At 70.0% G+C, this 14046-nt stretch carries 11 protein-coding genes; 9 read left to right on the top strand and 2 right to left on the bottom strand.

Annotation, left to right across the window (positions count from 1 at the left end; translation table 11 throughout):
* Positions 1–32 precede the first annotated feature (32 nt).
* The gene (gene disA / locus ABZ348_RS18035) at positions 33–1157 is read left to right on the top strand and encodes a DNA integrity scanning diadenylate cyclase DisA (protein WP_358934086.1); all 1125 of its coding nucleotides are present in this window, start codon (positions 33–35) and stop codon (positions 1155–1157) included.
* A gap of 255 nt (positions 1158–1412) precedes the next feature.
* On the opposite strand, the gene ABZ348_RS18040 is transcribed toward disA, so the two are convergent.
* The gene (locus ABZ348_RS18040; RefSeq protein WP_358934088.1) at positions 1413–2258 is read right to left on the bottom strand and encodes a hypothetical protein; all 846 of its coding nucleotides are present in this window, start codon (positions 2256–2258) and stop codon (positions 1413–1415) included.
* 177 nt (positions 2259–2435) lie between these two features.
* Here ABZ348_RS18040 and ABZ348_RS18045 point away from each other — a divergent pair, with 177 nt between their 5' ends.
* The 6 genes from ABZ348_RS18045 (at position 2436) to cseC (ending at position 7742) form a co-directional block, all read left to right on the top strand.
* Positions 2436–3077, top strand: coding sequence for a phosphatase PAP2 family protein (locus ABZ348_RS18045; protein WP_358934090.1), 642 nt, complete (start codon positions 2436–2438; stop codon positions 3075–3077).
* A gap of 189 nt (positions 3078–3266) precedes the next feature.
* Positions 3267–4172: an A/G-specific adenine glycosylase gene (locus ABZ348_RS18050; protein WP_358934091.1), complete on the top strand. Its 906-nt coding sequence runs from the start codon at positions 3267–3269 to the stop codon at positions 4170–4172.
* Between the two features lie 173 nt (positions 4173–4345).
* Positions 4346–5035, top strand: coding sequence for a SigE family RNA polymerase sigma factor (locus ABZ348_RS18055; protein WP_358934093.1), 690 nt, complete (start codon positions 4346–4348; stop codon positions 5033–5035).
* Between the two features lie 8 nt (positions 5036–5043).
* Entirely contained in the window at positions 5044–5715 is a 672-nt protein-coding gene (locus tag ABZ348_RS18060; RefSeq protein WP_358934095.1) for a hypothetical protein, read from the top strand.
* A 9-nt stretch (positions 5716–5724) separates the two neighbouring features.
* Positions 5725–6420, top strand: coding sequence for a two-component system response regulator CseB (gene cseB / locus ABZ348_RS18065; protein WP_358934096.1), 696 nt, complete (start codon positions 5725–5727; stop codon positions 6418–6420).
* Positions 6417–7742: a two-component system sensor histidine kinase CseC gene (cseC, locus tag ABZ348_RS18070; RefSeq protein WP_358934098.1), complete on the top strand. Its 1326-nt coding sequence runs from the start codon at positions 6417–6419 to the stop codon at positions 7740–7742. The genes cseB and cseC overlap by 4 nt, the downstream gene beginning before the upstream one ends.
* 118 nt (positions 7743–7860) lie before the next feature.
* Here the strand turns inward: cseC and ABZ348_RS18075 are convergent, their stop codons facing one another.
* Positions 7861–8580 (bottom strand): M23 family metallopeptidase, encoded by a 720-nt coding sequence (locus tag ABZ348_RS18075; protein ID WP_358934100.1) that lies wholly within the window; start codon positions 8578–8580, stop codon positions 7861–7863.
* 494 nt (positions 8581–9074) lie between these two features.
* Here ABZ348_RS18075 and ABZ348_RS18080 point away from each other — a divergent pair, with 494 nt between their 5' ends.
* Both ABZ348_RS18080 and dacB read left to right on the top strand, forming a co-directional pair.
* Positions 9075–12353 (top strand): NACHT domain-containing protein, encoded by a 3279-nt coding sequence (locus ABZ348_RS18080; protein ID WP_358934102.1) that lies wholly within the window; start codon positions 9075–9077, stop codon positions 12351–12353.
* Between the two features lie 47 nt (positions 12354–12400).
* Entirely contained in the window at positions 12401–14017 is a 1617-nt protein-coding gene (gene dacB, locus ABZ348_RS18085; protein WP_358934104.1) for a D-alanyl-D-alanine carboxypeptidase/D-alanyl-D-alanine-endopeptidase, read from the top strand.
* Positions 14018–14046: the final 29 nt, after the last annotated feature.

Below are 14046 nucleotides of genomic sequence, written 5' to 3' on the forward strand. Positions count from 1 at the left end.
TCTCGCCCATCCGTACGAGCCGGAGGAGTGCAGTGGCAGCCAACGACCGGGCATCAGCATCCGGAAAGTCCGGCGCGAGCTCCGGCAACGAAGCACTGATCCGCGCCGCCCTGAGCGCGGTCGCACCGGGCACCGCGCTGCGCGATGGCCTGGAGCGCATCCTCCGCGGCAACACCGGCGGACTGATCGTCCTCGGCATGGACAAGACGGTCGAGTCGATGTGCACGGGCGGATTCGTGCTCGACGTCGAGTTCACCGCCACCCGTCTGCGCGAGCTGTGCAAGTTGGACGGTGCACTCATCCTGGACAAGGACATCTCCAAGATCCTCCGGGCGGGGGTGCAACTGGTCCCCGACGCATCGATCCACACCGAGGAGACCGGCACCCGCCACCGCACGGCGGACCGCGTCTCCAAGCAGTGCGGGTTCCCCGTGGTCTCCGTCTCGCAGTCGATGCGCCTGATCGCCTTGTACGTGGACGGCGAACGCCGGGTGCTGGAGGAGTCCGCGGCGATCTTGTCCCGCGCCAATCAGGCCCTCGCCACCTTGGAGCGCTACAAGCTCCGGCTCGACGAGGTCGCGGGAACGCTCTCCGCGCTGGAGATCGAGGACCTCGTCACCGTTCGGGACGTCACGGCCGTGGCGCAACGACTGGAGATGGTCCGCAGGATCGCGACCGAGATCGCCGAGTACGTGGTGGAGTTGGGCACCGACGGCCGACTGCTCTCGCTCCAGCTGGACGAGTTGATCGCCGGCGTGGAGCCGGAGCGCGAACTGGTCGTGCGCGACTACGTGCCGGAGCCGACGGCCAAGCGGTCGCGGACGGTCGACGAGGCGCTCGCCGAGTTGGACGCGCTCACCCATACCGAGCTGCTGGAACTGCCCATAGTGGCGAGGGCGCTGGGGTACAGCGGTTCGCCCGAGACGCTGGACTCCGCGGTCTCCCCGCGCGGCTACCGCCTCCTGGCGAAGGTCCCCCGGCTGCCGGGAGCGATCATCGAGCGGCTCGTCGAGCACTTCGGCGGGCTCCAGAAGCTGCTCGCGGCGAGCGTGGACGACCTCCAGGCGGTGGACGGCGTCGGAGAGGCCCGGGCCCGGAGCGTCCGGGAGGGGCTGTCCCGACTGGCGGAGTCCTCGATCCTTGAGCGGTACGTCTGACCTTGAGCGGTACGTCTGAGGCGCCCCTTCCGGTCCCACACACGGACCCGCACACGGACCCGCACGGAGGTGGGGTGTCGCGGCCAGCGCCACCCGCCGCGTCCGCTTTCTTGAGGGTTCTTGAAGTTTCTTGAGGGTTCTTCTGGGTTCTTCACGATGACCGGACGGCTGTACGAGGGAACGGCCGGGCAGATCATCTGATGCCATGAGGAAGGGCAGGCGAGCGCAGCACCCAGCGCCGTGGCGCCGGGTCCGTCAGTCCTTCTCCAGCCGGAAGGACGCCGGCAGTACGGCGGTCCCGGGGAAGCTCGCCTCCACCAGATAGGTACCCGCCGACACCGCGCCCGCGTTCGGGGTCGCGCACCTCGGCTCGCTCTGCCTGCGGTCCCACTGCACGGTGTGGGTGACCGTCTGACCGGCGGGCACCCGGAGCAGCACGCTCCCCCGCGTCCGCGGGCAGTCCTTGGACGACCACACCTCTTCGTCGCCGGTGTCCTTGACCGTCAGCACGGCGGCCTTCGGCCCGAAGTCCGCCTTGCAGGTGGTCGCCGAGGTGTTGGAAGCGCTCAGCTGGAACGAGGGCTTCTCCCCCGGTTCATAGGAGACCTTGATGCTGCGAAGCGTCAACTTCAGCGCCGAGGAGGGGCAGTTGGGCAGGTCGGAGCCGGCGGGCACCGGCTGGCCGGCCGTACCGCCCGAGGCTGCCGCACCGGTGGAACCCTGGCCGCCGTCCGCACCGCCGCCCTCTGTGGCGCCGTTCGTGGAACCGTCGCCGCTTACCGAACCGGAACTGGAGCCGGGGCCCGGATCTGAACCCGAGCCCGAACTCGATCCGGAATCGGATGGGGAACCGCTCGGCTTCTCGCGCCCCCCGGGCTGCCCACTGATCGCCGGCCCCGACTGAGCAGGGCCGGGAGTGATCGAAGGTGCCGGTGTGGCAGAGCCGTTGGCGCTGTCCTCCTTGCCTCCGTCCCCCCGGTCCGAGGTAACGGCCCAGGCCACCAGCACCAGGAGCACCGCGGCCAAGGACAGCGCGATGGCCCTCCGTCGCCAGTAGATGGAGGAGGGGAGCGGCCCGATCGGATTGCGCAGAGATCCCACGCACCAAACTGTACGAGAGATCACGCCCAACTCCGGCCCTACCCGCCGCCTACACCCCAAGTTCTCCGGATCATCATCACGGAAGCGAACCTTCCCTTTGTGGGGTTCCTGTGCCTCCCTCCCAACCGGCGCCCGGGACGGAGAGCATGACCACCCACCAGGTAGCGTCACTGCATCATGGACAGCAGCATCACCCGCGACCTCTACCGCGACATCGTCGACTTCGCCCACACCACCCCCACCTGGTTCCAGAAGCTCGCAGAGATCTGGACCGAACTGGGCCTGCTCCTGTTCGGAGCGCTCTTCATCGTGGCCTGGTGGCGATCGCGCGTCGGACCTCCGGCGGCGATAGCCGTGGCCGTCCTGGCCCCCCTCGCAACCGCGACCGGCTATGTGGTCAGCGAGTCGTTCAAGTCAGTGGTCGACGAGGACCGTCCCTGTCGCACGGTGGCGGACGCCGCGGCCTCGCTCGTCCCCTGCCCGCCCGTGGGCGACTGGTCCTTCCCCAGCAACCACTCCTCGATCGCGGGTGCCGCCGCCATCGCCCTGGCGATCGCCTGGCCCCGGATCGCCCTGCTGACCGTGCCGATGGCGGTGCTGATGGCGTTCTCCCGGGTCTTCGTCGGAGTGCACTACCCCCATGACGTGATGGTGGGTCTGGTCCTCGGCGCCCTGGTGGCGGTCGTCTTTGTCCTGGCGCTGCGCCGCCCGGCCGGAGCGCTGCTCGCCACGATGCGCACCAGCCGTACAGGCGTGGTCGTCTGGTTCGCCGGCCCCGGGGGCACGGCAGCCCCCGTACGGAATCGGCACCGGCGCTAGGGAGTGCCCGTAAGTCCTGCGGATGGTGCCGGGCTCGCGTCCGCACGGCGGCCCTGAGTCCGCTCGACCGGCTCACCCGGGGATCGCACCGGACCCCGGCCACCCCGGTACACCCTCTGGGCCGCTCGGCCCAGAGCCCGGAGCGTATGCACCATCCGCCCGCCGGGACGTGCCAGGATCGGTGGTGCCATGACTGACACCACCACAGACCTCGCCCCCACCGATGCCGCTGCCCTTCACGCCCCCGTCATCTCCTGGTTCGACGAGCACGCCCGCGATCTGCCGTGGCGTCGCCCCGAAGCGGGCGCGTGGGGCGTGATGGTCAGCGAGTTCATGCTGCAGCAGACCCCGGTCAACCGGGTCCTGCCCGTGTACGAGCAGTGGCTGGTTCGCTGGCCCCGACCGGCCGATCTGGCCGCCGATGCGCCCGGGGAGGCCGTCCGTGCCTGGGGACGGCTCGGCTACCCCCGCCGTGCGCTGCGTCTGCACGGCGCCGCGCAGGCGATAGCAGAACGACACGGCGGCGACGTACCCCGCGAACACGCCCAACTGCTCGCCCTGCCCGGGATCGGCGAGTACACGGCGGCGGCCGTCGCCTCCTTCGCGTACGGCCAGCGGCACGCCGTCCTCGACACCAATGTGCGCCGGGTCTTCGCCCGGGCCGCGTCCGGCATCCAGTACCCGCCGACGGCCACGACCGCCGCGGAGCGCAAGCTCGCCCGTGCGCTGCTCCCCGACGACGAGGCGACCGCGGCCCGGTGGGCTGCGGCGTCGATGGAGTTGGGGGCGCTGGTCTGCACCGCCCGCGGCGAGGACTGCGCCCGCTGCCCGATCGCCGCGCAGTGCGCCTGGCGGCTGGCGGGGAAGCCGGCCCACGAGGGAGCGCCCCGACGGGGCCAGGCGTACGCCGGTACCGATCGGCAGGTGCGCGGTAAGCTCCTCGCGGTCCTGCGCGAGTCCACGGGCCCCGTACCGCAGGCGGCCCTGGACACGGTGTGGCACGAGCCCGTACAGCGGGCCCGAGCCCTGGACGGACTGGTCGCCGACGGGCTGGTCGAACCGCTGGAAGGCGGGATGTACCAGCTCCCCGGCTGAGCGCGGCCCGGCCCGCTTCCCCGTGCGACCGACATCGAAACGTCTGCTGTTACACAACCGATGGATGGCCGTGCGCCCTTCGACGGCTGGTCCGCACAGGCCCGTGACAAGCACTCCGTAGCTTCTGATGCATACGGAACGCACTGCTGGTGACGGGGACGGAGGCGGTTGGAATGGCGCACGGCGAGGTGCTCGGTTTTGAAGAGTACGTACGCAGCCGGCAGGAGGCGCTGCTGCGCAGCGCCCGGCGGTTGGTGCCCGACCCCGTCGACGCCCAGGACCTCCTCCAGACGGCGCTGGCCCGCACCTACGGCCGTTGGGACGGTATCGCCGACAAGTCGCTCGCCGATGCCTATCTGCGCCGGGTGATGATCAACACCCGGACGGAGTGGTGGCGCGCCCGCAAGCTGGAGGAAGTGCCCACCGACCAGTTGCCCGACGCCCGGATCGACGACGGCAGCGACCAGCGCGCCGACCGCGCCCTGCTGATGGACGCGCTGAAGGTGCTCGCCCCCAAGCAGCGCAGTGTCGTGGTGTTGCGGCACTGGGAGCAGATGAGCACCGAGGAGACGGCTGCCGCACTGGGCATGTCGGCGGGTACGGTGAAGAGCACACTGCACCGGGCACTGGCCCGGCTCCGGCAGGAGTTGGAGCGCCAGGAGGCGGAACGTCGCGAGTTGGAGCGCCAGGAGCGGATCGAGCACGAGATGGCGCAGCGGGCGGCGGGCCGTCCGGCGGTCCGCAGGCCCGAGGCCGGCGAGGTGCGGGTCCCCGCTCAGGAGCGGGGCGGTCTTCAGCGCCTGCGGTGCGGTGAGGGACAGGACAGGCAGGACGAACGGGGGCAGGAGCGGTGCGCGGCCTGAATGGCCTGATGACCGGGGGACACTCGGAGAACGGACGCGGTGGAGGACGTCGAGCGGCGGGCAGTGCGGCCGTCGTCGTCCTCGCCGCCTTCGGCATGTTCGCCGCCGCTTGCTCCGCGGGCGGAACGGGTGTCCAGGACGAGGGCTCGGCCCACGCCGAGACGGCCAAGAGCACCCCTTCGACGAGCGTCTCCGCGGGCGGCTCCCAGCAGGTCTCCCGGGTCAATCCGGTACTGCTGGTCAAGGCCGACCCCAAGGTCAGCAAGCGGATCAAGTCAGACCTCAGACCGTGCGGCCGTGACTACCCGGTGGACACCACGTACGGCAACATGACGGGCGGCACCTCACCCGATGTGGTCGTCAACGTGCTGAGCTGCGTCGATTCGGTGGGGGTCGGCACCTATGTGTACCGGATGAACGGTACGCAGTACGAGAACGTCTTCGCTTCCGAGGAGCCCGCGGTGGTGTCCGCCATCGACCGGGGTGATCTCGTGGTCACCAAACAGGTCTGGGTGGGGGACGATCCGGTGGAGGAACCCTCCGCCGAGGAGGTCACCACGTACCACTGGACGGGCGGAAGGTTCGCCCAACTGCATTGGGTCCGCAATGAGTACAGCGGCCCCGTCGAGGGAGACGGTTTGCTCGCCCCCGAGCCGCCGGACCCCGCAAGAGAGAACTGAGAGCGCCGGATGGCCGAGACACATGTGTTGTTCGTCGAGGACGACGACGTCATCCGGGAGGCGACCCAGCTGGCGCTCGAACGCCAGGGTTTCCTCGTCACCGCGATGCCCGACGGGCTGTTGGGCCTGGAGGCGTTCCGCGCGCAGCGCCCTGACATCGCCCTGCTCGACGTGATGGTGCCGGGGCTCGACGGGGTGAGCCTGTGCCGTCGCATCCGCGACGAGTCGACCGTGCCCGTGATCATGCTGTCGGCACGCGCCGACTCCATCGACGTGGTGCTCGGGCTGGAGGCGGGAGCCGACGACTACGTCACCAAGCCCTTCGACGGGGCGGTCCTGGTCGCCCGCATCCGTGCGGTGTTGCGCCGCTTCGGCCATGCGGGCGGCGACGGGGTGACGGTCAGGGACCAGCCTCCGGGGGCCCTGCTGACCTTCGGGGACCTGGAGGTCGACACGGAGGGCATGGAGGTGCACAAGGGGGGCGAGCCGGTGGCCCTGACCCCGACGGAGATGCGGCTCCTGCTGGAGTTCTCCGCCGCCCCCGGGACGGTGCTGTCCCGCGATCGGCTCCTGGAGCGGGTCTGGGACTACGGCTGGGGCGGTGACACCCGTGTCGTGGACGTCCATGTGCAGCGGTTGCGCACCAAGATCGGGCAAGACCGGATCGAGACGGTTCGCGGCTTCGGATACAAGCTCAAAGCATGAGGCGGCTCGCGCTGCGCACCGGGGTCCGCTGGAAGATCAGTGTCGCCATCGCGGCCGTGGGTGCCCTGATCGCGATGGCGCTGAGCCTGGTCGTGCACAACGCCGCCCGGGTCTCGATGCTGGACAACGCCCGCGATGTGCAGATGGACCGGCTGTCGATGGCCCAGCGCTGGCACGAGACGTCCAAGAAGACCGACCCTCGGTTCAACAGCAAGATCAATGACCCGTTGCTGCCCAAGGAACTCCAGCGGCTGATGAAGGAGAAGCGCCGCGGCACCTTCGTGCAGGACGATCACGACGGTCCGCCGGTCATCTGGGCCGCCGTCCCGCTGGCCAACGGCGATGTGCTCTCCCTGCACAGCCGCTTCGCGGGACGCAGCTCCACGCTGCTCAGGGACCTCGACCAGGCGCTGATCATCGGTTCCGTTTCGGTGGTACTGGCGGGCAGCGCCCTCGGTGTGCTCATCGGCGGCCAGCTGTCGCGCCGGCTGCGCAAGGCGGCGGCAGCCGCATCGAACGTGGCGGAGGGCAATACGGGCGTCCGGGTCCGGGACGCGATCGGTGGTGTCGTACGAGACGAGACGGACGATCTCGCCCGGGCGATCGACGCCCTCACCGATGCGCTGCACGCGCGCATCGAGGCGGAGCGGCGAGTCACCGCGGACATCGCCCATGAGCTGCGTACCCCGGTCACCGGCCTGCTGACGGCCGCCGAGCTGCTGCCCGCGGGCCGCCCATCCGAACTCGTACGGGACCGGGCCCAGGCGATGAGGACCCTGGTGGAGGACGTGCTGGAGGTCGCCAGGCTGGACAGTGCGTCGGAGCGGGCCGAATTGCAGGAGATAGCGCTCGGTGAGTTCGTGACGCGCCGGGTGTCGGCGCTCAACCCGGACGTGGTGATCCAGGTGGTGCACGAGTCCCGGGTCAACACCGACCCCCGCCGGCTGGAGCGGATCCTGCTGAATCTGCTGACGAACGCGGTCAAGTACGGAGGGTCACCGGTCGAGGTCACCGTGGAGGGCCGGGTGGTCCGGGTGCGGGACCACGGGCCCGGGTTCCCCGCGGCGCTCCTGCGCGAAGGGCCGAGCCGGTTCCGTACGGGGGCGAGCGATCGGGCCGGAACCGGGCACGGGCTGGGGCTGACGATCGCATCGGGCCAGGCGCGGGTGCTGGGGGCGCGGCTCACGTTCCGCAATGCGGCGCCTGCGGTGCCCCTGGTGGGCGATGCCCCGGCGGCCGGGGGTGCGATCGCGGTCCTCTGGCTGCCGGAGCACGCGCCGACGGACAGCGGAAGCTTTCCGATGCTGCCGCGGCAGGGATAGGCCCGCGGGAAGCGGTGACGCACCACGACGGCCCCCGGTGAAGACCGGGGGCCGTTCTCGCGCCTGCGCGGGGGCGGGTGCGCGTGGATGAGGAGGTGCGGGCTCGCAGCTCATCGGGTCAGAGCGTCACGCCCTGCGAACGCAGGTAGCTCACCGGGTTGATGGCGCTGCCGTAGTTCGGGGTGGTGCGGATCTCGAAGTGCAGGTGCGGGCCGCTGGAGTTTCCGGTGTTGCCGGACAGCGCGATCTGCTGGCCGCCCTGGACCTTCTGGCCGATCTTCACGTCGACGCGGGAGAGGTGGGCGTACTGCGAGTAGGTGTTGCCGTCGTGCTTGACCACCACGGCGTTGCCGTACGCGGGGCCGTCACCGGCGCCGTTCGGGCCGGCCTTGACGACGGTGCCGGGGCCCACGGACTTGACGACGGTGCCGGTCGGCACGGCGAAGTCCTGGCCGGAGTGCTTGCTCGCCCACATGTTGCCGGCGTTGCCGTAGGTGGCGCTCACCACGTACTGGGAGACCGGCTTGGTCCACGCGGACGCGGCCTTCTTGACGGCGACGGGCTTGACGGCGGCCTTCTTGGCAGCCGCCTTCTTGGCAGCGGCGGCCTTCTGTACGGCGACGGTCTTCGCGGCGGCCTGGGACTGGGCCTGGGCCTGGGCGGCGACCGCGTTCGCGGTGCTGGTCACGACGGCGGGCTTGCTGACCGCCGTACCGGTCTCGGCGGCGATCGCAGCTCCTGTGCCGAGGACCGTCACAGCTCCGAGACCGGCAGCGACAACGGCGGTACGGGTACGGAGAGCGGACGGGCGGGGGCGACGGGAAATGAAGCGCGACATACGGGAGAAGCCTCCAGGCACAAGGGGACCCGGCACGGGGATTCGCACCGGGCGTTTGGCTATCCCTTGGTAACCGAATCGCCCATATCGCCTCAACCCCCCCATCTACGACATAAAGTCGTAGTTGAACGGTCCTCCATCACCACCCTTGACACTTTTTGATCATGCTCACGAGATGCTCCGGAAATCGATGCGAACATCTGAGTGGGATCGGGTTTAACCGCATGTGCGCCTCCTGGGACGCCCCACGAAAACCGCCGCGGACCAGCCCGGCAGGGCGCACCGGAGGCCAGGGACCTAAGTCCCGAAGAGGGCCCGGAGCCGCCGTCGCGGGGTGCCGAGAACAGCCCTCCTATTCCGGGTAGTAAGCCCGAAAGGGCCTGTGTGCCTTGTCACCGGCCCAACCCCCTTTCCCCGCCCGGAAAGTGGCCTGCGCCACTAGTCTCAGTGCCACTCGCGGGCCGAGTGTGGGGGTGGAATCTATGCACAGCGCCGTGACGGCACGCGTGGTCGCCGTCCATGGAAAACAGCAGGGCACCGGGGTGATCCTCACCCCTAGAACCGTCCTGACCTGCGCACACGTCGCCAGATCCGGCCGAGTGGAAGTCTCCCACCCCACGCTCGGCCAGCGCGTGGGCTGTACGACGCTCTTCTTGGGGGATCCCAAGGTCGTAGATGCCGCCCTGCTGATCGCCGATCGCAACATCGTGCCGCCCGATCGGCTTGGCCGGCTCCGATGGGCCCGCCTGACCAGGGACGACGCACTCCCCGGCTGTCAGACGATCGGCTTCCCCTGCCATCAGCGCTACCAGGGCAACCGGCTGGACTACGGCCAGTACACGGGCAGCGTCCTGCCCGTCGCAGGACGGATGCACGGCGTCCTCACCTTCTGGCTCGACCACTCCCCCGGCACACCGCACCGGGCCTCCCCACTCGCCGGGCTCTCCGGCGCGCCCGTCTTCGCCGGCTCCGTCCTGCTGGGGATGGTGACCCAGGTGCGAGGCACGGACGGGCACCAGCACCTGGAGGCCATTCCGATGGAGGCGATCCACCAGATCCTGCGCCGCAGCTCCCTCCTGGGCCGGTTCTCCGCGCTCCGCCCCACGGCCACCCCGGCCTCCTCCACACAGAGGGTCACCGCGCAGTGGCTCGGCCTGCTGGACCTGCCTCCGCTGGAACGGCTCTCCAGCTTCCACCCGCAGGACTCCGCCTTCGAGGAGGGGTACGCGAGCGCCCTGAAGGCCCAGTACCGCAAGACGGAGATCTTCGGCATCGACGAGCTGGGCATCAGCGAGGCGAGCTGGGACCTCGACACCGCCTATGTGAGCCTGGAAGCCACCGAGCTGGAGCCGCACGACGGCCCGAACGCGGGGGTGCCGCCGAACCCGATCGGCCCCGCCGGCCCCCGCCCGCTCCGGGTGGAAGACCTACTCAGCCTCAGCCAGCACACCTTGTTGCGGGGCGAAGCGGGGGCGGGCAAGACCACCCTCGTGTGGTGGCTCGCCGCCCACGCCTCCTGCGGAACGCTCCCCGCCGCACTGGACGAGCTCAACGGCCTGGTCCCCTTCGTCATCCCCATGCGCAGCCTCCACGCGCATGGCGGCCCGTTCCCCGGACCGGACGAGCTCGCCGAGGTCGCCGGGCTGCCCGTGGGACGGGCACCCGAGGGCTGGGCCACCCGCGTACTGGAGTCGGGCCGGGCGCTGATCCTCGTCGACGGCCTCGACGAGCTCCCCCAGGCCCATCGGCACAAGGCCCGCACCTGGCTCACCCTCCTCCTGGGCCGGCACCACAACAGCCGCGCCCTGGCGACCGTACGCCCCGGTGCGGTGGAAGCGCGCTGGTTGACCTCCGAAGGCTTCGCCGACCTCCTGCTGCTGCCGATGAGCAACCAGGACATCGAGGCGTTCGTACGGGCCTGGCACAGAGCCGCAGCCTTGGAGTACACGGCACTCGACCGCCAGCGCGCCAGCGCCGAAGCCCGCGCGCTAAATGACCTGGAACAGCGGCTGACCCGCGAGTTCGGCACCAATCAGGTGCTGCGGGACCTGGCCCGTACCCCACTGCTGTGCGCGGTGATCTGCGCGCTCCACCGCAAGCGCAAGGGGGCGCTCCCGCACACGCGCTGGGAGCTCTACAAGGCCACGCTCGACATGCTGCTCGGCAAACGGGACAGCGGGCGCGGCATCCAAGCCCCCGAAGGGCTGGTCCTCGGCGTGGAGGAGAACAAGCTGCTCCTCCAGCACATCGCCGTCTGGCTGGTGCGCAACGGCCAGACCCAATTGACCTTCGACGAGGCCGTCACCCAGATCGGGTTGGCGACCCGGAGCATGCGCCAGGTACGGGAACAGGGAACGCCGGAACAGATCCTCACCCATCTGATCAATCGCAGCGGGCTGCTCCAACAACGCACCGGCGACGTCATCCAGTTCATCCACCGCACCTTCCAGGACTACCTGGCGGCCAAGGAGTTCTCCGACACCGACAGCCTGGGCGAACTCCTGCGGCACGCACCGGACGAGCAGTGGGGCGATGTGATCCGTCTGGCCGTCGGACACCTCGATCGCGGACGGGTCAACGTCCTGGTCAAGGGGCTGATCACCATGGGCGATCGGGCGATGAGCAGCAGCGGGCGCCGGGCGCTGCACGTCCTGGCCGCCCACTGCGCCGGCTCCGCCGTCTTCATCGAAGAAACGGTCCTCACCGCGTCGGAGGACCGCATCCGTGCGCTGATGCCGCCCACCGACTCCCGCCAAGTGCATGAGTTGTCCGGCCTCGGCGCCTATGTGCTCCCCCTGCTCCCGAGGCCCTCCCAGGACGTGCAGATCAACCGGATGGTGATCGGGACGATCGCGGCGGTCGGCGAGGTGGCCGGTCTGGAACGCCTGGTGGAGTTCACCACGCGCCCGGAACTCGGGGTCTACCAGGCGTTGGCGGATGCCTGGAGCAGCTTTCCCGCCACCGCCTACGCCCGTAGGGTGCTCGCCCGGATCCCTCTGGACCACGTCAGGCTCGCAGCCTCCAGCGACGAACAGGTGCAGGCGCTGCAACACTGCGGTCCGGTGTTCTCCGTCTCCCTGTTCGGCGATCATTCCAGCGAGAGCCTGGACGCCTGGCTGCCCCACACCGGGTTGCGATCACTGCGCCTCACCGGAAACCGGGAGATCACCGATCTGGGCTTCCTCACGAAGCGTCACTCACTCATCGGCCTCATGCTCCTCGGCTGCCCCCGTCTCACCAGCCTGCGGAACCTTGCGGGCCTGTCACTGAGCTATCTGGAGATCGGTCAGGCCGAGTTGGCCCTGGCCGGGCCCCATCCGCGGATCGCGAACTGCCAGGTGGTCGGCGTCGATCCCATGGACTACGCGTCCCTGGCCCCTTGGGACACCGTGGCGGCGATCGACCTCTTCCCCCCGCAGCGCATGTCCTGCTTGATCCGTGCCACCGCCCGGATGACCGCGCTCCGGAGACTGACGATCCAACGGTTCGACCTCCTCGACCTGGAGGCGACCGACAGCGCGGAGCGCATCACGTCGCTCTCCATCGGTTCGCTGGACCGCCATCTGAACACGGCCGCGCTCGCCCGCGTCTTCCCGGCACTGCGCCGACTGTGGATCACGGTCCGCGACGTACGGGAGTACACGATCGACCTCACCCCGCTCGGCGGGCTTCAGGACCTCACGATCACCCTCGAAACCAAGGGGAACATCCCCCTCCAGGTCATCGGCGCTGAGCCGTTCGGGGGACGACTGAAGACCATGAGGGGTGGGTGAGCGCCCGCGTCCTTCCCGCCCGTGGCCCCATCCGGAATGCTCCTGGCATGACCAGATCCGTGATGGGCACCGATCGTCGCACCCCTCGCGTCCGCCCGCTCCTCACCGGGCTCGCCTGCGTCCTGACCACCGCGCTCGCCCTCACCACCCTCACCTTCAGCAGCCCCGCCGGGGCCGGCACCTCCCGCAGCGGCCTCAAGGGGGCCATCGACACCCTCCTGGCCGACGCCCGGCTCGACGGAGGCGCCGCCAGTGTGGTGATCGCCGACGCCGACACCGGTGAACGGCTCTACCAACGCGCCGGCGGGGACCGGCTGATGCCCGCCTCCAACACCAAGATCGCCACCTCCGTCGCCGCCTTCGGGGTCCTCGGCCCCCAGTACCGGTTCTCGACCGACGTCCTCGCCCACGGCACCCGCGACGGCTCCACACTCAAGGGCGACCTGTACCTCCGCGGCGGCGGCGACCCCACCACCCTCGCCAAGGACTACGACAAGCTCGCCGCCGCTGTCGCCGCCGCCGGAATCACCAAAGTCACCGGCCGGCTCATCGCCGACGACACCCGCTTCGACACCCAGCGCCTCGGCCGCTCCTGGGCCGCCGACGACCAGTCCTCGTACTACTCCGCCCAGACCTCGGCACTCACCGTCGCCCCCGACACCGACTACGACTCCGGGACGGTCATCGTCAAAGTCGTCCCCGGCGCGAAGGCCGGCGACAAGCCCAAGGTGACCGTGGAGCCGAAGACCGCCTACGTGAAGCTGGACATCAGCGGCACCACGGTCGCCGCCGGCGGGTCCGACACCCGGTCTGTACAGCGCCGCCACGGCAACAACACGATCACCGTCAGCGGGAACGCACCGCTCGGGGCCGGTGCCACCCAGGAGTGGGTGACCGTCTGGGAACCCACCGGCTACGCCGCGGCCGTCTTTCACGACGCCCTCGCCCGCCACGGCGTCAAGGTCACCGAGAGCACCCGACTCGGCCGCGCAACCCCCAACGCCGCGCAACCGATCTCCTCGCACCGCTCCATGCCCCTGCGGGAGCTCATGCACCCGTTCATGAAGCTGTCCAACAACATGCACGCGGAAGCCCTGACCAAGACCATGGGGTACGAAACGGCGGGACGCGGCACCTGGAGCGCCGGGCTCGCCGCGATCGCCACCCGACTGCGTGCGGAAGGCGTCACCACCGGCGCCCTGCGGCAAGTGGACGGCTCGGGCCTGTCCCGGATGAACCTCTTCCCCGCCGAACAGTTCGCCGCCCTCCTGCTCTCGGTGCGCGACGCCTCCTGGTACGCCGACTGGTACGCCTCCCTGCCGCTGGCCTGCGGCCCCGACCGGGCCGCCGGAGGTACGCTCCGCACCCGGATGTGCAACACCCCCGCCGCTCTCAACGCCCGGGCCAAGACCGGTTCCCTGACGGGAGCTTCGGCGCTCTCCGGGTACGTCACGGACGCGAAGGGGCGCGAGCTCGTCTTCAGCATCGTCCTCAACAACTATCTGGCGTCCTCGGTGAAGAGCATCGAAGACGCCATCGTGGTCACTCTCGCCCGTACCGATACGACCACGGAATCAGTCCCGTCGGTCACTCCGGCGCTCACCCGCACCACCGAGCCGGCCACTGACCAGGAATGCTCCTGGCGCAAGCCGAAGTTCTGTTGAATCCCTCATGGCCCGGGCCCCGCCTGGGT

Source organism: Streptomyces sp. NPDC005963 (genome assembly GCF_040638655.1).
Lineage (GTDB): Bacteria > Actinomycetota > Actinomycetes > Streptomycetales > Streptomycetaceae > Streptomyces.

Bases quoted from the DNA above. Each gene is read 5' to 3' on its own strand.
- ABZ348_RS18045 (WP_358934090.1), top strand. From the start codon at position 2,436: ATGGACAGCAGCATCACCCGCGACCTCTACCGCGACATCGTCGACTTC.
- ABZ348_RS18050 (WP_358934091.1), top strand. From the start codon at position 3,267: ATGACTGACACCACCACAGACCTCGCCCCCACCGATGCCGCTGCCCTT.
- ABZ348_RS18055 (WP_358934093.1), top strand. From the start codon at position 4,346: ATGGCGCACGGCGAGGTGCTCGGTTTTGAAGAGTACGTACGCAGCCGG.
- ABZ348_RS18060 (WP_358934095.1), top strand. From the start codon at position 5,044: ATGACCGGGGGACACTCGGAGAACGGACGCGGTGGAGGACGTCGAGCG.
- cseB (WP_358934096.1), top strand. From the start codon at position 5,725: ATGGCCGAGACACATGTGTTGTTCGTCGAGGACGACGACGTCATCCGG.
- cseC (WP_358934098.1), top strand. From the start codon at position 6,417: ATGAGGCGGCTCGCGCTGCGCACCGGGGTCCGCTGGAAGATCAGTGTC.
- ABZ348_RS18075 (WP_358934100.1), bottom strand. From the start codon at position 8,580: ATGTCGCGCTTCATTTCCCGTCGCCCCCGCCCGTCCGCTCTCCGTACC.
- dacB (WP_358934104.1), top strand. From the start codon at position 12,401: ATGACCAGATCCGTGATGGGCACCGATCGTCGCACCCCTCGCGTCCGC.